Raw genomic sequence first — 22695 nt, 5'->3', positions numbered from 1 at the left:
TTTGGTCATAGGAGAAGTACAATGGAGATCACAACTCTTCAGATTGTGCTGATTTTCATAGTTGCATGTATCGCCGGGATGGGTTCCATTCTGGATGAGTTCCAATTTCACCGCCCTCTCGTCGCCTGTACCCTGGTAGGTCTGGTTTTAGGTGATATGAAAACCGGTATTATTATCGGTGGTACTTTAGAAATGATCGCGCTCGGCTGGATGAACATCGGCGCGGCAGTCGCACCTGATGCCGCGCTGGCGTCAATTATTTCGACCATTCTGGTCATTGCTGGCGGTCAGGATATCGGTGCCGGTATCGCACTGGCTATCCCGTTGGCAGCAGCCGGTCAGGTATTAACCATTATTGTGCGTACCATTACCGTGGCCTTCCAGCACGCCGCTGATGGTGCTGCCGAACGTGGCAGCCTACGAGCGATTACCTGGATCCACATTTCTGCCCTGTTCTTGCAGGCGATGCGTATTGCTATCCCTGCCCTGATCGTTGCCCTGTCTGTTGGGACTTCTGAAGTTCAGATGCTGCTCAACTCGATTCCTGATGTGGTTACCAGTGGCTTGAATATCGCCGGTGGTATGATAGTCGTAGTTGGTTACGCCATGGTTATCAACATGATGCGTGCTGGCTACCTGATGCCATTCTTCTATTTAGGTTTCGTGACCGCCGCATTCACCAACTTCAACCTGGTGGCCTTGGGTGTTATTGGCGTAGTTATGGCTCTGCTGTATATCCAGCTCAGCCCGAAATACAACAAATCTCAGGTTGTACAGTCTGGCCCGTCCAATAACGATCTTGATAACGAATTAGACTAGGAAAAGGTGAGAGAAATGGTTGATACAACGACTGTTGATAAAACAACTACTGGTGAAAAGAAACTCACGCCCGCCGATATCCGCGGGGTGTTTATCCGCTCTAACCTCTTCCAAGGGTCATGGAACTTCGAACGTATGCAGGCGCTGGGTTTCTGCTTCTCGATGGTACCGGCAATTCGTCGCCTTTATCCAGAGAACTCGGAAGAGCGTAAGCAGGCAATCAAACGCCATTTGGAATTCTTCAACACTCAACCCTTCGTGGCCGCCCCGATTCTGGGTGTAACGCTGGCGATGGAAGAGCAGAAAGCCAATGGTGCTGAGATTGACGATGCGGCAATTAACGGCATCAAAGTCGGCCTGATGGGGCCACTGGCTGGGGTAGGTGACCCGATATTCTGGGGTACGGTGCGCCCGGTATTGGCTGCACTCGGTGCGGGTATCGCGATGAGCGGTAGCTTGCTCGGCCCATTGCTGTTCTTTGTGCTGTTTAACCTGGTGCGTTTGTTGACCCGTTACTACGGTGTGGCTTACGGCTATTCAAAAGGCGTCAATATCGTTAGCGATATGGACGGTGGCCTGCTGCAAAAACTGACGGAAGGGGCGTCTATCCTCGGCCTGTTTGTGATGGGGGCCTTGGTTAACAAATGGACGCACGTCAACATCCCGGTGGTGGTGTCCAAAATAACCAACCAGAATGGTCAAACCACGGTAACGACAGTGCAAACCATTCTGGATCAGTTGATGCCAGGCTTGGTGCCACTGTTGCTAACTTTCGGCTGTATGTGGCTGTTACGTCGCAAAGTTAACGCGCTGTGGATTATTATGGGCTTCTTCGCTATCGGTATCTTCGGCTACTGGGTTGGCTTCCTGGCACCATAATTCTACTATTGAGTTGAGTAAAACCGGGGGAAGCACCTCCGGTTTTTTATTTCGGATATAGACCAATAACCAATAAATTTCGATGTGTAGGCCAGCGGCGAACCCGTGCATCCCGAAGGACCAATATCGGTCGGTGGTTCGAGCAGCTCCTACCATTTGAAAAATGAAAGGTATTTCAGGAGAGTTTGCATGTCGGTTACTGATCTCGTTTTGATTGTTTTTATTGCCCTACTACTCGCTTATGCCATTTATGATGAATTCATCATGAATATGATGAAAGGCAAAACCCGGCTACAAATTCAGCTAAAACGTAAAAACAAAATCGACTGCGCCATTTTTGTCGGGCTGATCGCCATTCTTGTTTACAATAATGTGATGGCGAATGGTAATCCTTTAACCACTTATTTATTGGTGGGTTTAGCCTTAATTGCGTTTTATATCTCTTATATTCGCTGGCCGAAATTATTGTTTAAAAATACCGGTTTCTTCTACGCTAATGCTTTTATTGAGTATCGCCGAATAAAAACTATGAATTTATCTGAAGATGGAATTCTGGTGATTGAGTTAGAGCAGCGCCGATTACTTATCCAGGTCAGACAATTAGATGATTTAGAAAAAATTTATAATTTTTTCATTGAAAATCAAGCATAAATAAATAATTTAGGGAAATAAATCTATTGATTAATCAGTCGACTGATTAATTTCCCGACACTTTATCAAGCCCCTATCCTGCTTATTTCCACACCATTACTGATGCTTATAACAGCTATTTCTTATCAAAATTTCGATAATGAAAATCATTATCAACATCATTGGTTCGCCATATTATTTTTGGGGTTGTCTGTGTTGGAATTTATATGTTAAGGTTGCGCCGTTCATGGGGAGTAGCCGGTTTCTATTCGTTATATTGAATTGATATATCGATATATAGAAACGCTCGTATCAACATACTCGTTTCGCTGTTAGAAACGTGGTGCGGGCAGCCAGGTAAGGTTGGCGAGACCATAGACACGTAGCTCCGTCGTTAGGTTGGGGGTGGGTTACGTGTATATGGAGCCGCCCGGCCGAGACTATTTCTATGAATCTATCTGCAACACTCGTTCTTGCTTTTGCGATGTCTATGGATGCCTTTGCAGCATCTATTGGTAAAGGCGCCAGTCTACATAAGCCCCATTTTAAAGAAGCTCTGCGCACCGGTCTTATCTTTGGTGTGATAGAAGCTATTACCCCGTTGATTGGATGGTGCATTGGCCTATTTGCTAGTCAATATGTCTTGGAATGGGACCACTGGATTGCCTTTAGCCTACTGTTTATTCTGGGTTGCCGGATGATTTTTGAAGGTGCAAAACAGCACGTCGAAGAAACAGAAAGAATGCGCAGCCACAGTTTTTGGGTTTTAGTGATGACAGCCATCGCCACCAGCCTTGATGCCATGGCCATTGGCGTTGGCTTGGCGTTCTTGCAAGTGAATATAGTGCATACCGCCATGGCCATTGGGATGGCCACCATGATAATGGCGACGCTGGGTATGTTGATTGGCCGTTATATTGGCCCGTTGCTCGGTAAACGGGCTGAGATTATCGGCGGTATCGTATTGATAGCTATAGGCTTTAATATTCTCTATGAGCATATTTATCGTGTTGCAGCCTAATATTAACCCTTTTATTCTCGTCGTGAAATAAAGCTCGCGCTAATCATTACTATTATCCGAATCCAAAAATAAACCCCGCATTCGAGAAGAATCGCGGGGTTTTTTATGACTCACATGTTACTGCGACTGTATTAGAAGTCCATTGAGACCGACAGTTTTAGCTCACGCGGATTACCTTGGTACATATAAGTTCCGGTATCTTCAACTGATTCCCAGTAACGTTCGTTGGTCACGTTCTCCAGGTTAGCGCGCCAGATAAGGTTGGTTTCTTTCAGCGGCATGGTATAGCGCATCCCCAGATCCAGACGCGTCCACGGTTTAAGTTTTAAGGTATTTTCTTGGTTAGCATACTGAGAGCCAGAACGAGTGACGGTTCCGGTCGCAGTTAACCCCTCGACCGCCTTAATATCATACTCACCGCCAAACACTAACTGATAGCGGGCAACCCCGACGGCATAGTTACCATTATTTTGGCTATTTTGCGCTTCGGTCAGTATCGGGTCTAACCACACGGCACTCCCTAACAGGCGCGTACCAAACACCGGCTCACCAAATACGTTTAATTCAACCCCACGGTTACGCTGTTCGCCGCTCAAACTATAAATATTGGTTTTGGCATCAATCGCCCCGGCAGGTCGGGTGATTTCAAATAGCGCTAATGTGCCACCATAGCGTTTATTATCAAATTTCACCCCCACTTCATTCTGTTTGGCATGAATAATGCCAGTAACATTCCCGGCATTAGCAGTATACCAAGGGGCAACTTTACCCGGAGACAGCGCTTCAATGTGGTTAGCATACAGAGACACATTTTCCCATGGCTTAACCAACACGCCATAGACCGGGGTCACTTTCATTGCATCTTGTACATTTTTACTGTCCGGTACACCACTGTCAAAGTTGCGGATAACCACTTCCTGACGGCGTAGCCCCAACATCAGCTGCACCTTATCATCCATTGCCGATAAGGTATCAGAGACAGAAATACTGCTGGCGCGGACTTGACTGTTGAGCTGAGGATCTTGGCTAGGGCTGGTATAGCCAGGTAGAGTCGATGTGGGTGGGAAAGGAATAACACCCGGATTATAGATATTGGTATCTACCCGTTCAGACATATTGAAAGCCGATTTAGCTGTGCGATAGTTAGCGGCATAGCCGATATTCATCTTATGTGTGACTGGGCCGGTTTCGAAATGACCACGAACACCGCCTAAACCGGCAATAGAGTCAGAAACATAAGGCACATAAAGACGATCTATTTTGGCATCCCCATTATTAGCGCTGGTCAGGATCGGCGATCCATATTGTCCGGTTTCATCATTGTGGCTAGCACCAATTGTGCCGTAGACGGTCCAGTTCTGGCTTAAATCATACTCGCTGCGTAACATACCGTAGGTGGTTGCCATATCGGTATACACCCACTGCTGACCATAATTTAAGGTCGCAGCTGGCGGTTCTGGAATTATTGTCGCGCTACCAATACCAACATCAGTCCGCATACCATGCACAGTTTGTTTTTGGTAACCGACATCTAAAGAGGTACGGGCACGTTCGCCACGATAATCTAACCCCGTAGAGAATGCGGTTGTGCGCTCTTTCTGGTCATGAATGGCAGTTTCACCCTCCCGATGCAGTGCGTTCACCCGCACACCAAATTGGTCATTGTCGCCAAAGCGGCGGCCAACATCCAGCGCGCCCCCCACTTTAGCAGCTGAAGTGTAATCCAGACTGACTCGGGTCAACGGAGTATCGCCCGCGCGTTTGGGCTCCAGGTTAATCATCCCGCCGACACCGCTGCCGCTTGGTGAGATACCGTTCACAAATACGTTCGGGCCTTTAAATACTTCAACCCGCTCAACCATACTGGTATCAATAACTTGGCGCGGCAGGACACCGAACAAACCGCCGAATGAAATATCATCGCCATCAAGGTTAAAACCTCGGATGCGGAAGTTCTGTGAAGCATTACCATAGCCGCGCACATTCTGCACTGAGGCATCATTTCTGACCACATCGGCCAGTGTCCGCGCTTGCTTATCTTCAACCAGCTTAGAGGTATAGCCAATCACGTTAAATGGTACGTTACGCGCATCTTGCTGACCAAGGAAGCCGATACGCCCGCCATTAGCCACCTGACCATCCAAATAAGTTGGAATTAAATCATTGCCACCGGCACGGAAAGTATCTTGTGTCCCGACCACGGTGATGGTGTCAGTTTTTTTGGCTTCATCCGCTTTCGCGCTATCCACCGCGGCATTGGGTGCTGTGGCCGCCCATGAAGATGCGGATAAAGTACCGAGCGCAGCGCCGATCATCACGCACAAAAGACGCGGTGCCAGCCGTTTGTGATCCGCCCGGATAGAGATATTTTTATTCATCGTGTTGATGCCCCTGAATTTTGCAAGTCTACCACTAATGAGAATGCTTATTATAAGGATTCAGGATTATCCGGATAACACCTATTGATGCAAGCATTTCTGCACTTCTGGGGGATTATTTTTGCAGTCGTAAAAGAATTAGCTAGGTTATGTAATAAACCTGATCTCTGCTGGTGACATGGCTTGCTGGTCTGAGAAAAATAAATTTAACGGGGCATTATTCTGTAAATTGATTTTGTCTGAACTAAAACTAATTAATTCTCCCAACTTAAGTCATTATTTTTCTACATTTCCATGTGAGTTTACCCTTATTATGAATAAGGTAAATTATTATCTATCCTTCCCACAACAACGCAATCAAAAAGCGCCATTCCCCTGTAAACAGGGGCCTGTCAGAATATAAACACCGGCAATAAGATGTTGTTGGCTTATCTTTTCTTTATTCTCTATTGTCACCAAGAAAAATCTTATTACCTAGTTTTACCGGTTAGCGATAAACTGAACATCACCTATATCGCGATAACAATTAAATCCTCGGGATTTAAATCTATCCGCGACAGATTACTGAATAAAAATTCAAGGAATACAGGAATGGCTTTGCATCCGGCATCATTTGACGACCACATCTTTCGGCTATTAATTGATGCCGTTGATGACTACGCCATATATATCATTGATGCCCAAGGACATATTCTTACCTGGAATAATGGTGCCGAACGCAACACGGGGTATAGCGCCGAAGAGGTGATTGGCCAATCTTTCGAGCTGTTTTATACCCCAGAAGACTTGGCCACCGAGTTACCAGCCAAAGGTCTACGCCACGCGAATCAGTTCGGTCATTATGAGAATCAAGGCTGGCGAGTTCGTAAGAATGGCAAACGTTTTTGGGGCAACCTCACTCTCAGCGCATTGCACGACTCAGACAGTAATTTGCAAGGTTTTGTGCATGTTACCCGTGATCTGACGGATAAATGGCAGCGCGAAAATGCATTGCGCAAAAGTGAAGAACAATTTCGTCATCTGATCAGTGAAGTCGAAGATTACGCCATCTACATGATAGACACTCACGGCCGCATTTTAACTTGGAACAAAGGCGGCGAGCGCAATGAGGGCTATACCAGTGATGAAATCATTGGCGAACATTTTGCCCTGCTATTCACACCAGAGGATATCTCTGCTGGCCTGCCAGAGAAATCACTGGCAAAAGCGGTTGCCGAGGGTAATTTCCAAACTGAAGGCTGGCATGTCCGTAAAAATGGCATTCGCTATTGGGCCAGTGTTGCAATTAATCCGATGCATGATGACAGTGGCAAGCTCTTGGGGTTTACCAAAATTGTCCGTGACCTGACGGAGCGACGCCAGCGCGAAGAAGCATTACGCATCAGTGAAGAGCGCTTTCGCCTGATGGTTGATACCGTTGAAGATTATGCCATTTTGATGCTTGACCCATGGGGCCGGGTCACGACTTGGAACCACGGGGCAGAACGTAATATTGGTTATGCCAGCAATGAAATCATCGGCCAGCATTTCGGTTGTTTCTTTCTGCCTGAGGATATCGCCGCCGGCTTACCGGAGAAATTACTGAAAACCTCAGCGTCCGCCAGCCGGGTAGAACGTGAGGGTTGGCTGGTGCGCAAAGACATGACTCGCTATTGGGCCGTCACCATTATCAGCGTAGTTCATGATAACAGTGGCAAACTGCTGGGATATGCCAAAATAATCCGGGATATGAGCGAGCGAAAACAGCGCGAAGATGCACTGCGTGCCAGCGAAATTACGCGCTATGAGGAGCGGGAGCAACTGCATCGGGTATTGTCATCCATTCAGGAAGGAATTATCTCGCTTGATACTGAAGGCCGCGTGGTATTAATGAATCCCAAAGCTGAAGAAATGACCGGACGCAGCCAGAATGAAGCCTGTGGCCTGCCCATAGAGGAAATATTTATTTTATGGTCGCCACTACAGGATAAAAATCAATTAGTTGCTATCAATCAGTGCCTATCCGAAGGGCGTCATACTCTATTGCCAGAAGGCAGCCAACTGTTATCGAGCCAAGGGGAGCGCCAGGAAATTCGCTGCTCCGCCTCACCTATTCGCGATCGTGATAATCAGCTCACGGGGGCAGTGGTGGTATTCCAAGACGTGACTCGAGCTCGTCATGAACAGCGAGAGCTGCAATATCAAGCCAATCACGATATGTTGACCGGTTTAATTAATCGACGGAGATTGGAGGAGCGGCTCAATCAGTCAATCAGCCAATTGGGTAAAGATGAACAGCATATTCTCTGCTATGTCGATTTAGATTACTTCAAGGATGTCAATGACAGTGCCGGTCACGAAGCGGGCGATATGGTGCTCAGAATGGTGGCTCAAACCATGCAGCAAGCCGTCCGTGACAATGATATTGTGGCCCGTTTAGGCGGCGATGAATTTGCTATTGTGCTGTTTAATTGCCAGAACAAACCGGCCGCTGAAGTGTTGGAAAGAGTGGTCACCGACATAGCGGCAATTCAATTCCATTGGCACGGTCAATCCTATTCATTTACCGCCAGCCTCGGGGCAGTATCATTGACCCAGCAAACTGAAAACGCGGCACAAGCCATGCGCCAGGCCGATATTGCCTGTTATGCCGCAAAACATGCTGGCCGCAACCGCTTATCCCTCGCCCTATAATCGTCTTTTCCCATGTTGCAGGTGGCAATTGCTGTCACCTGCCCTTTAATCACATATTTTTCGCAAGGTTATTTTGACGACATGTGCAGCAATTAGACTCCGGTCAAAATATCGATTCCGGCAGTATGATATATAAATATTATCATCTAATTGATTGGAAAAGAGCTATGCCATACTTTACGGTCAGTGTCGTTTTGCATAATGCGGTGGATGGCGACTACCAAACCCTGAATAAAAAAATGGTCGATGCTGGATTTACTCGTCTTATCGGCAGGGAGAAAGTTTATAAATTACCCGAAGGAGAATTTAATTACGGCAGTGGCACATTAAACAAACAAGAAGTTGCTGATTTAGCACTAAAAGTTGCTGAGCAGATACGGTTTATCCCCTCTATTTTGGTGACTGAATCTGGTGGGCGAACTTGGCGCAACTTAGATCTAAACTAATTCAGTTTATTATAAATATAATATTGCAAAAATTTAACTTAAGTTGATTATCAATCTTGCACCAGGGATTAATACACCCCAATTAAAATAATAATATTCCCTCTAAAGGGAATTATCCGCTCGTCATTTATTTAAACATTATTAAATCACGAGCAGCCTCTTATATTTCTGGTGCAGCACTCTTTAGCTCAGCATCATCCTCGAGACTTTCTTTACGGCGATGTACTGCAATAACAAAATCTGTCTCACAGGTAAAAGATGACCGAGCGGCCAGTTCTTGCCCGACGTCAATCGATGCGCGCCACGCAAAAGGCGTCATTTGCAATAAATTAAAGCTCTGTTTGCCCGTTAACTTCATTTCGTAAGCCAATTTTTCACTGCTGAGCAGCTCAAACCCGGCCAAATGCTCTGGCGTATCGTCGTGCAGTTGTACCTGGGCATAAATGAGCGCTTTTAATTGATAAAGATGGCGGGGGCCAGGTGCCACGGTGACAACAATCCCACCGGGTTTCACTGTTCGCGCCAACTCTGTTGCCTTGCAGGGGGCATAAATGCGTAATACCGCGTCCAGAGACTGATTGGCGAAAGGTAATCGGTGGCTGGATGCCACACAAAAACTCACTTGGGGGTAGCGTTTTGCGCCGTATCTTACCGCCACTTTGGCAACATCTAATCCGAAAATAGACATCTGGCGCTGCCGATTTAACCGGTCAGCTACCGCCGCAGTGTAATAGCCCTCCCCGCAGCCGATATCCAGCAACATAGCGGCATCTTGGGGGAGTGCTTTATCCAGCATCTCAGCAATCCGCTGCTGCAAAGGTTGATAATAGCCGGCATCCAGAAATGCGCGCCGCGCCTGCATCATTTCCGGGCTATCACCGGGTTGTTTCGAACCTTTATGCTGCACCGGCATTAAATTGACGTAACCCTCTTTGGCGCAATCAAACTGGTGGTTATTGCTACAACGCCACTGTTGTCGGCTTTGCTGCATGGCCTGATGGCAAAGGGGGCACTGATAAGACATGGTTGAATCCCAGATAACTGATTAATAACCGCCAGAAATGCCGGCAGACGCGGCATTAGTCTAAAGAAGGCCATGTGCGGTTGCAAGCCGCGGTTTAGCGCTGAATCAACCAGGGGTTAGCTATGCCGAATCCCATTGCCAGGAATAGCATCTGGCTCCACATTCATGGTGCGCAATATTTGCCCCATAATATCGCTAAATACCGGTGCTGATACTGCGCCACCATAATATTTCCCGCCCTGTGGGTTGTTAATGACCACCACTAAAGCAAAGCGGGGTTGGCTGGCCGGAGCAACACCGGCGGTATAAGCCACATATTTATCAATATATTGGCCATTGGGCCCAATTTTCTTGGCGGTTCCGGTTTTAACCGCCACCCGATAACCCCGTACCGCGGCTTTCACCCCACCACCACCGGGTAATGCCACACTTTCCATCATATGCTCAACCTGGCGCACCAATCCTTCGGGGAATACCCGCTGGCCCAGCACCGGAGGGTCAACCTTGGTAATTGACAATGGGCGATAAATACCGAAGCTGCCAATAGTGGCATACACGCGGGCCAATTGTAGCGGCGTCACCATCAAACCATAGCCGAACGAGAAAGTCGCGCGGTCTAGGTCACTCCAGCGCTGCCGATGCGGCATCAGCCCGCGGCTTTCACCGGTCAGTGCTAGCTGAGTCGGCTGGCCCAAGCCAAATGCTGTGTAGGTCTGTATCAGCGCAGAGGCCGGCATCGCCAGTGCTAATCGCGACACCCCCACATCACTGGACTTCTGCAACACACCGGTCAATGACAGTGCCGAGTAAAGTGCCACGTCTTTAATTAGGTGGCCACTTAATATGTAGGGATGAGTGTCCAGCACCGCATCCGGCTTCACCAACTGACGTTGTAGGGCCGTCATAACAACCATCGGTTTAACCGTAGAGCCCGGTTCAAAAATATCGCTGATGGCCCGATTACGAAAATTCTCCTCCGGGGTATCAGCCCGATTATTAGGATTAAAGGTCGGATAGTTGGCCATTGCCAACACCTCGCCGGTGTTAACATCAATAACTACCGCTGAGCCGGAATCCGCTTTGTTGAACACCACAGCATTGCTCAATGCATGCGAGGCCTCCGCCTGAAGCCGCTCATCAATACTGAGTTGAACATTCTGCCCCGGATGACTGTCGGTCGAAGAGATATCCTCAACCACGCGACCAAATCGGTCTTTTCGGACCACTCGACTACCCGCCGTGCCACTGAGTAAGGAATTAAAGCTTTTTTCAACCCCTTCAATACCTTGGTCATCGATATTCGTAAACCCCACCAGATTCGCAGCAACATCACCTGAGGGATAAAAACGCCGTGATTCCTCTTTTATCGCGATACCGGGCAATTTCAGCCGTTGAATATATTCAGCAACATCCGGCTCTACTTGCCGGGCAAGATAGATAAAACGGGCCTGTGGATTTTGTTGGATACGATGGCTGAGTTGGTCGATTGGCATATGGAGTTCCTGCGCTAATGCCTGCCAACGTTCAGATACACTGACGCCACCTTTCGCCAACACGGTTGTGGGATCAGCCCAGATAGCTTCAACCGGCACACTGACTGCCAAAGGGTGGCCATTTCTATCGGTAATCATACCGCGCGTATTGGGTGTTGCCACCACCCGCACTGAGCGCATGTCTTCTTCTTTTACCAACGGGTCAGGCTCAACAATTTGCAGCCATGCCACCCTGGCTATCAGACCAAAAAATGACAGTAAAATGCAGCCACATAGCAAGCTAAAGCGCCAACGAATAAAGCTGGCAGAATCATTCTTTGATTTAGATATCACGGAAATCAATCCTGAATGGTCACTTGATTTATAGCAGCCATTAAACCTTATCCCCTGCCTCTAAGGGGCCAAAACAGTGATACAAGATGCGTTATTTTGCAACAATTCACTAACGGAAATTTAAAAGAAAAGGTGACTGGTCAATAAGTTAAAAAACGGCTTACACTGGACGGCATTCTTTTTCTTTATTAGGTAAGCTCAATGACTGATTTTTCACCGCAACTCAGCCGAATCACCTCTATCTGTCATGGTTTTGGCAATAAATCTGCGCTCTTACCTGACTGCCTCCAACCTTATCAAGCCTTACAAGCCAATAAAAAACAGGTTCATGGCACCACAATTATTGATGTGACACAGCCTGGGCAAGAGTGCGGGGATGCTGATGGCCTCTATACCAAGCAATCTGGCATCCTGTTAACTGTCCTGACGGCGGATTGCCTACCGGTGATTTTCAGTCAACGGCAAGGAAAAGGCATTGCGGTGGTTCATGCTGGCTGGCGCGGCCTATTAGACGGCATTATTTTAAAGATGGTTGAGCGCATTGGTCGCGATGATGATCCCGCCAATTGGGTCGCCGCCATTGGCCCAGCTGCCCGCTCCTGCTGTTATGAAGTCAATGAAGAACTGGTGGAGCGGTTTATTAACGAATTACCGTTGGCCGGGAATATCATTTCGCCCCGTTTTCGCCATCTAAACTTAGCGGCCATTGCTGAGCACCAGTTGCGCGGCGCGGGAATTCATCAAATTGATAGAGTCGGCAGTTGTACAATATGTACCAAAGCCGCGCATGATGGGCGCGATGGTAAACCGCATTTCAAATACACCAGTTTTCGCAGAACCAGCCAGCAGCAGGTCATTGACCCTAGCCACCCTGGCATTAAAGGCCGCAATCAATATTCGGGATTAATTATTTTACCTTAGCTTGCGGCGGGCGTTGGCTCCGCCCCTGAAACGAAAAAACCCGCACAAAGGCGGGTTTTTAACAGCAAAAGAGCTGATTAGATTGCAGTAACGTTTACTGCAGACGGACCTTTCTGACCGTCTTGGATTTCGAACTCTACGTTCTGGCCTTCAGCCAGGGTTTTGAAGCCATTACCCTGGATTGCAGAGAAGTGTACGAACACATCTTTGCTGCCGTCAGCTGGAGTGATGAAACCGAAACCTTTAGACTCGTTGAACCACTTAACTTGACCTTTGATCTTTGCCATCTTGAGTATTTCCTTTGGATTGTTTAACTCGCCCGTAGGCGTTTACATAGACAAACTAGAGTCGTTACTGCTTGAGGCACTAAGATAAGGATCGGCAGAGAAGCGGTATTCAACGCTAACGTCTTTACTCAGAACTTCTTTACTGAAAATGCCACACATATACAGAACTGTACCTCGTTTTACCCATATGCGTTATCACATACTCTGTATTCGATGGCAAGCCATTTTTAATGAAGGGTGAACCTGTCGCACATATTTGAAACGGTTGTTCATAAAGAATGCGTAATTATGCTAAAATTTGTTGAAGGTCTACGTATTTTCTGCTTTATTTTTTATACTGTCTTATCCCGTTTTTTTACTGGTTTTTAACATTTAAGCCAACTCTTTTTATAAAATTTCTTACGTCAATTCTGCTTGGTTTCCATCTTTAACTGGGGGGCAGCCGCAGTATTAGTATAAAATTTATTAGCATTAAATATATAATAATTGAATATATAACATCCTATGGTTTTCTGCCGTTTTCCCCTTCGCCGTGGTGTGTACACCTACCCTGCGGTGAAACTAACTCCTTACTTAATATCAGATTATGTTCAGAGAATTACTCCAGAGAGAAATACATAAATAGTTTATTTTGCGCTCTAATCAAGTGCGAACATAAGCGACGCTGGGCAAGCCGAAAAAACCATTTTTTTTGTAAAGAGGCCAATTCAGAATATCGTACTTAAGGATTAAAAAGTAATCATATTAACCGGAGTGCATAGCGTCATATAGGGGCAATAAATTATCAATCGACAATCAAATGCACCGTTGAGGTGCGGTCATTCTTTAATTTAGTGTGTATAAATATACTGAAAATCGCATCATCTTAGTCAGTTTTCCTCAATAAAATGCTTCTAAATCTGCTGGCAAATTGTGCTATAAAAAATAAATTAAGATATTTCTTGATGCTCAAAAATTGAATTTTCACTACTCTGGCGCGCAGTTTAAAATTCTATATTACCTCCTCGTTATAGAATCGTTTAGGTTTGAGGCTATAACCTTTAGCTCATTTAAATAATGTATTATTAGTCATTACTTTTGATAGGTATAAAGATTATCTGGTGCAAGGAAATCTTATTTCACCTTATCAGCATCAGAGAGCTATACCATGAATTATAAACATATTGTTACCGCGTGTCTGTTCTGTAGCCTTTGGCTCGGCCAGACTGACGCGGTTCTGGCCGAGGGTAAATCCCCCCCCGCCAATACTTCACCCGATCAAACAGATGCGCCATCAGCAGATAATGGCAATCTGTGGCACCGCCTGATGCACAATATCTCACTCGCGTGGGATTCCCCCAATCAAGAACTGTATATCCCGCTGAATACGTGGCACAACCGCTGGACCTATGATGATGACAAGATAGAGTCATACAATGAGCGCCCTTGGGGTATCGGTTACGGTAAGTATCGCTATGATGAGGATAACAACTGGCATGCGGTCTATGCGATGGCATTTATGGACTCACATAATAAAGTCGAACCAATTATAGGTTATGGCTATCAAAAAATGTGGATTCCGGGGGAAATGGATGGCTGGCGTTTTGGGGTCGGTTTTACCGCCAGTATTACCGCTCGCCATGAATATCATTACATTCCAATTCCATTACCTTTGCCGCTGCTGTCTATTGAGTATAATAAGTTTGCTCTACAAACTACCTATATTCCCGGTACTTATAATAATGGTAATGTATTGTTTACTTGGATGCGCTGGCAATTCTAATTGAATATACTATTCAATTCATTTAACCATGCAATCAAAGTGGTTATATTGCGTTATTAAGAATCAATCTCAATTAACCGCACTCATGCCAAAATAGGTGATAGCCTTCACCTATTATAATACTGCTATTGTCTGTCTTATTTATTGCCGATAATGTAAACAATATATAACTCTTTATGAGTAATACAATAGAAAAAAATAGCCGGACTTCACTGCGATAGTCCGGCTATTTTTATTGCTGTATCACCAGCTAATTAGACTGTGCTTGAACCTTCCACTTTCGATTGGCTATTTTTACCTTTGCGCCGAGTCAATATAAATCCGCACCATAATAGTGCAATCCATGCTGGAATCATCAGCACCGAAATCTGAATTCCATCAGTAAGATACATAATGACCAGAATCAGCATTAGGAAGAGCAAACACAGATAATTACCATAGGGGTACCATAATGCTTTGAAACGCGGTACCACCCCCTCTCGTTCTTTTGCTGCACGGAATTTCAGGTGGGCTAGGCAAATCATGACCCAATTGATGACTAATGTTGATACCACCAGCGCCATCAGTAATTCAAATGCCTTACCGGGCATAATATAGTTAATGACTACGCCAGCAGAAGTCGCCAAAGCAGAAAGCGCAATTGACAGAATGGGTACCCCGCGCTTATTAACTTTGGTCAATAACTTGGGCGCATTTCCCTGTGATGCCAGGCCAAACAACATGCGGCTATTGCAATAAACCCCACTGTTGTAGACTGATAATGCTGCGGTCAACACCACCACGTTGAGAATTGTCGCCACCAAATTACTGTCCAGCGCATGGAAAATCATCACAAAAGGGCTACCGCCCTCCACGACTTTGCCCCATGGATAAAGGGATAAAAGCACCGCTAATGAGCCGATATAAAAGATAAGAATACGGTAGACAACCTGATTAGTCGCTTTAGGAATACTATGATGTGGATCTTCAGCTTCTGCGGCAGTGATACCGACCATTTCCAAGCCACCGAAAGAAAACATAATCACAGCCATAGCCATCACCAGCCCACTAAAGCCATGAGGCATAAAGCCCCCCTGCGCCCAGAGATTGGTGACGGAAGCATTTGGCCCACCCGAACCTGATGCCAACAGATATGCGCCAAACACTATCATACCAATGATGGCGGCAACCTTGATGATAGCGAACCAAAACTCAGTTTCACCATACATACGGACGTTAACAAGATTGATGGCATTGATTAGAACAAAGAATATTGCGGCTGAAACCCATGTTGGAATTTCTGGCCACCAATATTGAATATAAATACCTACCGCAGTTAATTCGGCCATCCCGACCAAGATAAACATCGCCCAGTAGTTCCAACCCGACAAGAACCCCGCGAAATCGCCCCAATATTTGTAGGCAAAATGACTGAATGAGCCAGCTACAGGCTCCTCGACCACCATTTCACCTAACTGGCGCATAATCAGGAATGCAATAAATCCGCCAATGGCATAGCCCAATATCACCGATGGGCCAGCCATCTTGATGGTCTGTGCTATCCCCAGAAATAGCCCAGTGCCGATAGCTCCCCCCAGAGCAATCAACTGAATATGTCGGTTTTTTAAACCACGTTTTAGTGTTGAATCCTGTAACTGCTGTTCCATCCTATCCTCTGCCGCACTCTTATACACTGACGAGGTAAAAAGCGCCCCTGGTAAATGAATCTACGGCGGTTTTTTAACACTTAAACCTGATTGCAGCAAGGATTAAGGCCATTAGTGAGCCACTGGACAGAAATCAATCACCCCACATTATATATGCCTAACTTTTTTATTGATCTGCCCCATCAATAAAGCTCAGAGATGTAACGCTGAAATACCACATAACTTACTTAAATTTCGGGCACCAATCATTAATGTCGCCACATAAGACTGACGCCGGGTGACGACTTCAACCGCGACACGATTATTTTTGTAACGAATAAGATAAGTTGAAGGCCAACCCTGACGCCGCTCGCCATAAGATTTTTGATGGTGGTCAATTGCTGCATGGGCAATAACCAGGTGGGATAAATTTGAGTCACCTTTAATAATACGTTTCATCATCAGCCCCACGAAAACAGTCAAAAAACTTTTGCCGTTTGCCATTCCCGCTCGTTAAATAAAGCGGGATATCCACTTTTGCTGAAAATTCTCGTGATGAGTTATCAAACTTCTCGACTGAGTAAATAACAGATCATCGCCGCTCGCAGCGGGCTTTGGCTATAAGCTTGCCACTCTCCTCGAGAGTTAATTATTCTGGCATTCCACTGATTGTCATCATTAACTTCGGGTGAGTAGAGGCCAATTTTATTGGCATAAATGATAGGCCAAGCATCGGAAGGGTTTTTGCAATAATCCTTACCTTTAATACCACCATACGGATACCATTTATCGGGATCTTCACCGGCCAGTAATGCAATACTTCTATTCACTTCGCTGTCACTTTCTTCATACCATTTAATCATCCGAATCACCGTTGTTCTGAAAAGTTCAGGCTACATTACGGCGAAATTAAGACAAATTTATGACAACCAATCCGGCTTATATTTAGCCCGATATCCCGCGCTACCCTATAGCATCAGAAGAAAAGCAAGCATATACAGGAATATAAAAGGAAAGAGAAAGAAGGGATTATATCTGTCGAGGTGAGTATCACTCTGACACTGCTAAGTAGCAGCGCCAGAGCCGAATGAGTTTATCTCTCCGGAATAACACCTTTGAAATCGAGGGGAGAAACACTATCACTGTCACTTTCAAAATCACTGACACCCGTTGCATTTGCCAGTAATGCTTTCAGTAATTCTGTTTGCTGTTTCTGCTGCTCAAGCAGGTCTTGCAACAAGCGGACTTGTTCATTTGCTCGTACGCTGGCACGGCTCAAAAAGAACCAAACTATCAAGAAAAAAATGACGGTAAACAGCGATAAAGCAATGGGGAAAATACCCATTGCGCCCATATTTGTCTCTAACATTGACTACCCTACTATTACCTTCGTGGCGAAGACACTATCTTATCACTCTCATCATGACAAAGGTCAATCGGCGCAGATAATTAACACTCAATAACAATAACATTGAGTAATAGTTTTCATTGGTTATTATAAATGCGAATAATAGCTTATTGTTACCATGGAATAATTGACGTGATGGTACAGATACCCATAGAAAAAGTTCCCCCTTGGTCACAATAACTATCAAGGGCTAACAGATAAAACAAGCAACAAACGGCGATGATCACTACCGCTGCAACAAGTTTCTTAATGTTCAAATCAGGCACCTTATTCAACATTTTTTTAAATTATACTTTACTAAACATCAACCAGTTATAGCCAAGATAGCATTACTAATGTTTGTTATCGCATTAGTACGCCACTTTATAGGTTATTTTACGATTTAACTCTATAAACCAGTAGGGTTTGGGATTTTTACTATTAACTCACTCATTATTACAAGCTAAACTGTTAAATATACCCACCATATAATAAGTAAAACTAATTACAAGGAGTAACCATATGAGCTTATTTAGACTTTTCTTGGTAGCAGCAATTATATACTTAGCCCTGCTTTTTTCAGGCTATGGTGTCCTGATTGGCAGTGGAAAGAACGCCGCGGGCCTCGGTTTGCAATGCAAATATTTAACAGCCAGAAGCATATCAACCGCTCAATTTATAAACGGAGAAAATGGCATTATCGGCGTCAGCAACTGCCCGTTAGTCAAAAAAATGGGTAATAATGTATTTGACTAACCCACAGTGAGAATGAACTCGCCGGCATCGGCGTTGTTCCCCCTGCGCTGGGTCTGTGGTAAATGTACAGACCCAAACTCAACCGCTGCTCGGTTATTTTTGCGTAAACTTCATATCAATCAAAGCAATGGCTTTCTCAATTGCGCGTTTAGTCACTGGGTCTGCCCCCGCAGGATGCGAGGAAAAATCAATGGATTTAAGTTGGTGAGACATTTTATCCCGCACTTCTGCTGGCGCAATGATGTCAATCACATCGAGAATTTGTTTGATAACCAATTGGCAGGCGACCAGATCAGAGACCAGTTCTTGGTCATTAGTGAACATTTCAGACATAAATAATTCCTTCACAATAATATCTGTCAAGGATATCACGCCAACTGATATATTTCTTTAGCCGACAGTGTCATGTTCACAATTTCATCAATTAACGTTATCTGTGATTAATGAATGATTTACAGAGATAACTCAGCTCATTGAATCAACATCCAAAGAGTTTATCACCGGAAAAGACCGGTGCCGGAGGAGTTCCGTACAATGACTTCAGAGGCAAAAATTGGACATAAAAAAACCAGGTATGATGGTTATCAATCACCTGGTTCAGAGAAGAAGTTATTGAGTCTATACTGGTCACAATATTCCTAGTCTCACAGTTCATCACCTCCTGCGCCTTTACCTTTGTGCAGAACCATTACTGGCATTTTTAGAAAAACGGTTACACCCACAACCGCTATTAGAGTCATAATCACTGTTATCAACATGCGATCACCTCATCATTTTCACTTTCTATTTTTCCAAACTCAGCCCTTTATCCTCGGGGTACACTCCCCTCTCAGATGACACTACTCTCTTACTATGGCACCAGAAAGTTCTTTTGCAAATATGCGCTGAAAAGTCTTCACGATTCATTTCCGCCAATCGCGGGTAATTTGGTGTTTTGTGTTGTTAGATTCAACTTGTGTATACTGCACTACTCCTAACCAGAAAAAACAGACTAAATAATGTCACAAGAAAATCATCTCGCGTTAGTCTGCGCCCTCAGTAAATGGGTCGAAACCCACCTGGGGCGGGTCATCTACCTCGAAGAGCTCGCCGCGTACTCAGGCTATTCGCTTTGGCATATGCAGAAAATATTTAAAGAAGTGACCGGGGTATCGTTAGGTAAATACATTCGTGAAAGACGTTTAGCGGGTGCTGTCTACCAACTGAGAAGCAGTGATAGCACTATTTTTGATATTGCTTTGGATTTTGGCTTTGGTTCACAGTCGCACTTTACTTACATGTTCAGAAAACGTTACGGGATAACCCCGTATGACTTTCGGCAAAATACCGATATTGACCTCAATATCGCCTTGCCCCTGCATGCTATTCACCAGAAATTGGCATAATCCCCGCAATATCACTATTCGCCTGGATGCCTATCAGCGCTATTCGGCGAATATAATCTCAGTCTTTCTTGTAGCAATTCTGCACATCAATGGTTGGTATTTCGTTGCGTTGCCGGTCTGCCATGTAAGTCATCACGAACATGGTGCTAACCACAATAAGTGCAGCCAATAGTAAACCAATCAATGCGATAACTTTATTGTCATCAAACAAACTCTTGTCCATATAATCTCCCTAATGTCTACGGCGTATCAAATTAACCATAGAATGACAATCAACGTTATTGCAATCAGCAAAAATGATGTTGTCAGTAAAACTACGAGTGCAAATTGCACATCGCCAATTCCCGTTGAATAGTCGCTATTCTGGGTAATATTTTGTCTTTTTTTCACAATCATACCTACTGGCAGAAACACGCCAGCCATGATCCCACATAAGAAAAACCGCGTTTTTTTGGGCGTATTTTATCGAAAACCATACGAACACTCGCCAGATAGCCGGCTTTTCCAACGCGATCCTGTCGTAGTCTGTGTTATAGATCAAGCCCATCCCTTGTAAAAATAGGGGAATATTCTATACACATTAAGATAGATAATGTATTGCACGCCATAGCCAGGCCAGAACCTGACTCAGACTATTCTCACTCAATATACAGTGTTTGTCACACGGTGATGATACCCGTCGAAAGGCTGTATAGCGCCGCAACCGCCGCAATGAGTGCCACAGCAAAAAGACATTTTTCAATTGCTGAAAAGATTAATTTCTTCTGCTCGCGTTTAGCGACAATAAACAGCAAGGTTCCTGGGCCATATATCACGGCTGATAGTAATATATATTTCAAACCGCCGGCATACACCATCAATACGGCATAGAACGTGGCTATCAATGCAATAATAAAATCTTTCTTACGATCTTTCGACTCTGCAGTATAAGTCTCTCGAGTCCAAGCCAATTTCAAACCATATGCCGCAACTAAGAGATAGGGAATCAGAACCAATGAGCTGGTTAACTCAAGTGCAAGCTGGAAAGCATATTCGGTGAAAAGCGTAACAATTAAGAATAATTGGATAAAAATATTCGACATCCAAACTGCTGCGCAGGGTACCCCGTGTTTATTCTCCGTTGCCAATATGCTGGGCATGATATTGCTTTTGGCTGCGCAATAAAGTGCTTCAGCAGCCAGTAAAGTCCATGACAGGTAGGCCCCCATCACCGAAATAATCAACCCGACACTGATAAATATGGCTCCCCAGCGGCCCACTACCTGCTCCAATACCCCTGCCATCGACGGCTGACGTAATGCCGCCAGGTCAGGGCGCAGCAGCACACCATAAGAGAGCATCGTCACCAACACCAGCAGGCATAAAACGCCAATAAAACCTAAAACAGTTGCAATACCAACGTGTTTTCTTTCTTTGGCATAGCGGGAATAAACACTCGCGCCTTCAATGCCAACAAAAACAAATACCGTGACCAGCATCGTGCTACGAATTTGGGAAAATAAAGTCTCAGAGCCCGCGCCTATTTCTAATGCGGCATGGCCGGTATAACCATAATCATCCAGATGGGAGAGGTCACCGACAGACCCCAAAGACTGAGTACCCCAAAAATTTAACGCGAAAGTATCGCCGTGAAAGGCAAAGGCCAAAACAATAATAAAAATAAATATCGGAATCACCTTGGCAAAAGTGGCAATGGTATTAATCGTCGCCGCCTCTTTAATGCCGCGTAACACCATAAAGTGGAAACTCCACAAAATGAATGATGCAATTAACACTGCGGATAAAGTATTACCGTCGCCAAATAGCGGAAAAAATGCACCCAAAGTGGATTTAATCAACACAAAATAAGAGACACTGCCGATGCAGGCGCCAGCCCAAAAACCAATCGCCGATGCAAAACCGGCATAGTCGCCAAATCCGGTTTTAGCATAAATATAAACACCAGAGTCGAGATCGGGTTTGCGTTGTGCCAAAGTTTGGAAAACAAAGGCTAGAGTCAGCATCCCGCCACCTGCAATCCCCCAAGCAATCAGCGCGCCAAAGCCCCCAGTTGCCCGGCCAAATGTAGCAGGTAAAGAAAAAATACCAGCCCCTATCATTGAACCGACAACCAACGAAGTTAATGACCACAATGACAGTTTTTTATTTGATGAGGCCGCCATATTCATATCCTTTTACATGAGTTAATCCCCTGTAAACCAGATTAACCTAAGAAAAGATTAAGTCCTATAGATGCTATTGAGTGAAAATGTGAGCTTCCATGAAAAGATGAGTACTCATGGCTGAGTATAGCCAAATAAAATAATGCACGTAGCCATTACGTCACATTGCGTAAATAGCGCCGTGCATTTTTGAGTGATTGAACTCAATGGTGCGCCTAGCTATTAATAACTGGCTGATACCACCAGATTTTATCTATCTAAGCTTATTTTCAGTAAAGTTTAGCTCACCAACTCTTTAGTCAAATAATAGCGATGATATTCATCTACGACATTTTCTAGCGCCATTTTCAATTGGTATCCGTGTTTTTCATAAAAAGGGCGGGCTTGAAAACTGAATGTATCGACTTGGGCGAACTTACAGCCACGTTGTATTGCTTCTTGCTCCACAGCCTGCATCAATTTACTGCCAGCCCCAGAATGGCGTAATGAATCTGATACCCACAATAATTCAATACTCAGATAATTGCCTAAGGTATAGGCGGTAATTCCCCCTAACTTTTCACCATGCTCACCGGTTATAAACACGGCTAATGGTTTACGGCCCTTATCTCCAACAAAATTGCGGTTAAAAGCCTTCAACCCGGCCATAATTTCTGCCACATCTTCAGCCGCGGGGGTATCTGTCATCGTCAACTTCATTGCCATTATTCCTCG

24 protein-coding genes and 1 riboswitch are annotated in these 22695 nt (G+C 45.1%); of the genes, 10 read left to right on the top strand and 14 right to left on the bottom strand.

Annotated features, from left to right (window positions below; translation table 11 throughout):
• The first annotated feature begins 21 nt into the window (after nucleotides 1–21).
• The 4 genes from D5F51_RS06910 (at nucleotide 22) to mntP (ending at nucleotide 3349) form a co-directional block, all read left to right on the top strand.
• Nucleotides 22–819, top strand: a complete 798-nt coding sequence (locus D5F51_RS06910) for a PTS mannose/fructose/sorbose transporter subunit IIC (protein ID WP_025378543.1) — start codon at nucleotides 22–24, stop codon at nucleotides 817–819.
• 15 nt (nucleotides 820–834) lie between these two features.
• Nucleotides 835–1698, top strand: a complete 864-nt coding sequence (locus D5F51_RS06905; RefSeq protein WP_129195972.1) for a PTS mannose transporter subunit IID — start codon at nucleotides 835–837, stop codon at nucleotides 1696–1698.
• A 189-nt stretch (nucleotides 1699–1887) separates the two neighbouring features.
• Complete coding sequence (locus D5F51_RS06900; RefSeq protein WP_129195971.1) at nucleotides 1888–2349, top strand: DUF986 family protein; 462 nt, start codon at nucleotides 1888–1890, stop codon at nucleotides 2347–2349.
• A gap of 216 nt (nucleotides 2350–2565) precedes the next feature.
• A riboswitch (yybP-ykoY riboswitch) is annotated at nucleotides 2566–2766 on the top strand.
• Nucleotides 2767–2776: 10 nt separating this feature from the next.
• A complete protein-coding gene (gene mntP, locus D5F51_RS06895; RefSeq protein WP_025378546.1) occupies nucleotides 2777–3349 on the top strand; it encodes a manganese efflux pump MntP in 573 nt (190 codons plus the stop codon).
• Between the two features lie 131 nt (nucleotides 3350–3480).
• On the opposite strand, the gene D5F51_RS06890 is transcribed toward mntP, so the two are convergent.
• Nucleotides 3481–5727 (bottom strand): TonB-dependent receptor, encoded by a 2247-nt coding sequence (locus tag D5F51_RS06890; RefSeq protein WP_162301706.1) that lies wholly within the window; start codon nucleotides 5725–5727, stop codon nucleotides 3481–3483.
• Nucleotides 5728–6318: 591 nt separating this feature from the next.
• Between D5F51_RS06890 and D5F51_RS06885 the strand changes: the two genes are divergently transcribed.
• Together D5F51_RS06885 and D5F51_RS06880 are read left to right on the top strand one after the other, a co-directional pair.
• On the top strand, nucleotides 6319–8400 hold the full coding sequence (locus D5F51_RS06885) for a PAS domain S-box protein (protein WP_025378547.1): 2082 nt from the start codon (nucleotides 6319–6321) through the stop codon (nucleotides 8398–8400).
• Between the two features lie 167 nt (nucleotides 8401–8567).
• On the top strand, nucleotides 8568–8846 hold the full coding sequence (locus tag D5F51_RS06880; RefSeq protein ID WP_025378548.1) for a hypothetical protein: 279 nt from the start codon (nucleotides 8568–8570) through the stop codon (nucleotides 8844–8846).
• 160 nt (nucleotides 8847–9006) lie between these two features.
• On the opposite strand, the gene rlmA is transcribed toward D5F51_RS06880, so the two are convergent.
• Nucleotides 9007–9870 (bottom strand): 23S rRNA (guanine(745)-N(1))-methyltransferase, encoded by an 864-nt coding sequence (gene rlmA / locus D5F51_RS06875; RefSeq protein WP_025378549.1) that lies wholly within the window; start codon nucleotides 9868–9870, stop codon nucleotides 9007–9009.
• Between the two features lie 116 nt (nucleotides 9871–9986).
• The gene (ftsI, locus tag D5F51_RS06870) at nucleotides 9987–11696 is read right to left on the bottom strand and encodes a peptidoglycan glycosyltransferase FtsI (protein WP_129195970.1); all 1710 of its coding nucleotides are present in this window, start codon (nucleotides 11694–11696) and stop codon (nucleotides 9987–9989) included.
• A 201-nt stretch (nucleotides 11697–11897) separates the two neighbouring features.
• On the opposite strand from ftsI, the gene pgeF reads away from it, so the two are divergent.
• Nucleotides 11898–12617, top strand: a complete 720-nt coding sequence (pgeF, locus tag D5F51_RS06865) for a peptidoglycan editing factor PgeF (protein ID WP_129195969.1) — start codon at nucleotides 11898–11900, stop codon at nucleotides 12615–12617.
• A 77-nt stretch (nucleotides 12618–12694) separates the two neighbouring features.
• Here the strand turns inward: pgeF and cspE are convergent, their stop codons facing one another.
• Together cspE and D5F51_RS06855 are read right to left on the bottom strand one after the other, a co-directional pair.
• A complete protein-coding gene (cspE, locus tag D5F51_RS06860) occupies nucleotides 12695–12904 on the bottom strand; it encodes a transcription antiterminator/RNA stability regulator CspE (RefSeq protein WP_002221949.1) in 210 nt (69 codons plus the stop codon).
• A 42-nt stretch (nucleotides 12905–12946) separates the two neighbouring features.
• Entirely contained in the window at nucleotides 12947–13063 is a 117-nt protein-coding gene (locus tag D5F51_RS06855) for a DUF2627 domain-containing protein (protein WP_002211058.1), read from the bottom strand.
• A gap of 988 nt (nucleotides 13064–14051) precedes the next feature.
• On the opposite strand from D5F51_RS06855, the gene pagP reads away from it, so the two are divergent.
• Nucleotides 14052–14666 (top strand): lipid IV(A) palmitoyltransferase PagP, encoded by a 615-nt coding sequence (gene pagP, locus D5F51_RS06850; RefSeq protein ID WP_129195968.1) that lies wholly within the window; start codon nucleotides 14052–14054, stop codon nucleotides 14664–14666.
• Nucleotides 14667–14920: 254 nt separating this feature from the next.
• Here the strand turns inward: pagP and D5F51_RS06845 are convergent, their stop codons facing one another.
• The 5 genes from D5F51_RS06845 to mgrB all read right to left on the bottom strand — a co-directional run bounded on the left by D5F51_RS06845 (nucleotide 14921) and on the right by mgrB (nucleotide 17956).
• Nucleotides 14921–16312, bottom strand: coding sequence for an amino acid permease (locus tag D5F51_RS06845; protein WP_129195967.1), 1392 nt, complete (start codon nucleotides 16310–16312; stop codon nucleotides 14921–14923).
• 192 nt (nucleotides 16313–16504) lie between these two features.
• Nucleotides 16505–16750 (bottom strand): DUF4060 family protein, encoded by a 246-nt coding sequence (locus D5F51_RS06840; RefSeq protein ID WP_005163674.1) that lies wholly within the window; start codon nucleotides 16748–16750, stop codon nucleotides 16505–16507.
• 104 nt (nucleotides 16751–16854) lie between these two features.
• Entirely contained in the window at nucleotides 16855–17154 is a 300-nt protein-coding gene (locus D5F51_RS06835) for a phage protein NinX family protein (protein WP_025378554.1), read from the bottom strand.
• Nucleotides 17155–17384: 230 nt separating this feature from the next.
• Nucleotides 17385–17660 carry a YebO family protein gene (locus tag D5F51_RS06830; RefSeq protein ID WP_129195966.1) on the bottom strand — a complete coding sequence of 92 codons (276 nt, stop codon included), beginning with the start codon at nucleotides 17658–17660 and terminating at the stop codon, nucleotides 17385–17387.
• Nucleotides 17661–17812: 152 nt separating this feature from the next.
• Entirely contained in the window at nucleotides 17813–17956 is a 144-nt protein-coding gene (gene mgrB, locus D5F51_RS06825) for a PhoP/PhoQ regulatory lipoprotein MgrB (protein ID WP_087769020.1), read from the bottom strand.
• Between the two features lie 244 nt (nucleotides 17957–18200).
• Here mgrB and D5F51_RS06820 point away from each other — a divergent pair, with 244 nt between their 5' ends.
• Nucleotides 18201–18434: a YobH family protein gene (locus D5F51_RS06820; RefSeq protein WP_025378556.1), complete on the top strand. Its 234-nt coding sequence runs from the start codon at nucleotides 18201–18203 to the stop codon at nucleotides 18432–18434.
• A gap of 93 nt (nucleotides 18435–18527) precedes the next feature.
• Here the strand turns inward: D5F51_RS06820 and D5F51_RS06815 are convergent, their stop codons facing one another.
• A complete protein-coding gene (locus D5F51_RS06815) occupies nucleotides 18528–18767 on the bottom strand; it encodes a DUF2766 family protein (RefSeq protein WP_025378557.1) in 240 nt (79 codons plus the stop codon).
• A 665-nt stretch (nucleotides 18768–19432) separates the two neighbouring features.
• Between D5F51_RS06815 and D5F51_RS06810 the strand changes: the two genes are divergently transcribed.
• The gene (locus D5F51_RS06810) at nucleotides 19433–19819 is read left to right on the top strand and encodes a helix-turn-helix domain-containing protein (RefSeq protein WP_025378558.1); all 387 of its coding nucleotides are present in this window, start codon (nucleotides 19433–19435) and stop codon (nucleotides 19817–19819) included.
• 58 nt (nucleotides 19820–19877) lie between these two features.
• Here the strand turns inward: D5F51_RS06810 and D5F51_RS22590 are convergent, their stop codons facing one another.
• From D5F51_RS22590 to D5F51_RS06795, 3 genes are all read right to left on the bottom strand, one after another.
• Nucleotides 19878–20042 (bottom strand): hypothetical protein, encoded by a 165-nt coding sequence (locus D5F51_RS22590; protein ID WP_025378559.1) that lies wholly within the window; start codon nucleotides 20040–20042, stop codon nucleotides 19878–19880.
• A gap of 436 nt (nucleotides 20043–20478) precedes the next feature.
• On the bottom strand, nucleotides 20479–21981 hold the full coding sequence (locus D5F51_RS06800) for an amino acid permease (protein ID WP_129195965.1): 1503 nt from the start codon (nucleotides 21979–21981) through the stop codon (nucleotides 20479–20481).
• A 279-nt stretch (nucleotides 21982–22260) separates the two neighbouring features.
• The gene (locus tag D5F51_RS06795) at nucleotides 22261–22680 is read right to left on the bottom strand and encodes a GNAT family N-acetyltransferase (protein ID WP_025378561.1); all 420 of its coding nucleotides are present in this window, start codon (nucleotides 22678–22680) and stop codon (nucleotides 22261–22263) included.
• Nucleotides 22681–22695 lie beyond the last annotated feature (15 nt).

The organism is Yersinia hibernica (genome assembly GCF_004124235.1).
GTDB classification, from domain to species: Bacteria; Pseudomonadota; Gammaproteobacteria; order Enterobacterales; family Enterobacteriaceae; genus Yersinia; species Yersinia hibernica.
The sequence above is the reverse complement of the archived record's forward strand: the minus strand, read 5'-3'. Positions and strand labels throughout refer to the sequence as shown.

Coding starts and splice junctions, on each gene's coding strand:
- D5F51_RS06795 (WP_025378561.1), bottom strand. CDS start 22,680: ATGAAGTTGACGATGACAGATACCCCCGCGGCTGAAGATGTGGCAGAA.
- D5F51_RS06845 (WP_129195967.1), bottom strand. CDS start 16,312: ATGGAACAGCAGTTACAGGATTCAACACTAAAACGTGGTTTAAAAAAC.
- D5F51_RS06910 (WP_025378543.1), top strand. CDS start 22: ATGGAGATCACAACTCTTCAGATTGTGCTGATTTTCATAGTTGCATGT.
- pagP (WP_129195968.1), top strand. CDS start 14,052: ATGAATTATAAACATATTGTTACCGCGTGTCTGTTCTGTAGCCTTTGG.
- D5F51_RS06820 (WP_025378556.1), top strand. CDS start 18,201: ATGAGCTTATTTAGACTTTTCTTGGTAGCAGCAATTATATACTTAGCC.
- D5F51_RS06815 (WP_025378557.1), bottom strand. CDS start 18,767: ATGTCTGAAATGTTCACTAATGACCAAGAACTGGTCTCTGATCTGGTC.
- D5F51_RS06855 (WP_002211058.1), bottom strand. CDS start 13,063: ATGTGTGGCATTTTCAGTAAAGAAGTTCTGAGTAAAGACGTTAGCGTT.
- D5F51_RS06905 (WP_129195972.1), top strand. CDS start 835: ATGGTTGATACAACGACTGTTGATAAAACAACTACTGGTGAAAAGAAA.
- D5F51_RS06810 (WP_025378558.1), top strand. CDS start 19,433: ATGTCACAAGAAAATCATCTCGCGTTAGTCTGCGCCCTCAGTAAATGG.
- D5F51_RS06830 (WP_129195966.1), bottom strand. CDS start 17,660: ATGTTAGAGACAAATATGGGCGCAATGGGTATTTTCCCCATTGCTTTA.
- rlmA (WP_025378549.1), bottom strand. CDS start 9,870: ATGTCTTATCAGTGCCCCCTTTGCCATCAGGCCATGCAGCAAAGCCGA.
- cspE (WP_002221949.1), bottom strand. CDS start 12,904: ATGGCAAAGATCAAAGGTCAAGTTAAGTGGTTCAACGAGTCTAAAGGT.
- D5F51_RS06890 (WP_162301706.1), bottom strand. CDS start 5,727: ATGAATAAAAATATCTCTATCCGGGCGGATCACAAACGGCTGGCACCG.
- D5F51_RS06880 (WP_025378548.1), top strand. CDS start 8,568: ATGCCATACTTTACGGTCAGTGTCGTTTTGCATAATGCGGTGGATGGC.
- D5F51_RS06835 (WP_025378554.1), bottom strand. CDS start 17,154: ATGATTAAATGGTATGAAGAAAGTGACAGCGAAGTGAATAGAAGTATT.
- mntP (WP_025378546.1), top strand. CDS start 2,777: ATGAATCTATCTGCAACACTCGTTCTTGCTTTTGCGATGTCTATGGAT.
- D5F51_RS06885 (WP_025378547.1), top strand. CDS start 6,319: ATGGCTTTGCATCCGGCATCATTTGACGACCACATCTTTCGGCTATTA.
- D5F51_RS22590 (WP_025378559.1), bottom strand. CDS start 20,042: ATGGACAAGAGTTTGTTTGATGACAATAAAGTTATCGCATTGATTGGT.
- D5F51_RS06900 (WP_129195971.1), top strand. CDS start 1,888: ATGTCGGTTACTGATCTCGTTTTGATTGTTTTTATTGCCCTACTACTC.
- D5F51_RS06800 (WP_129195965.1), bottom strand. CDS start 21,981: ATGGCGGCCTCATCAAATAAAAAACTGTCATTGTGGTCATTAACTTCG.
- D5F51_RS06840 (WP_005163674.1), bottom strand. CDS start 16,750: ATGAAACGTATTATTAAAGGTGACTCAAATTTATCCCACCTGGTTATT.
- pgeF (WP_129195969.1), top strand. CDS start 11,898: ATGACTGATTTTTCACCGCAACTCAGCCGAATCACCTCTATCTGTCAT.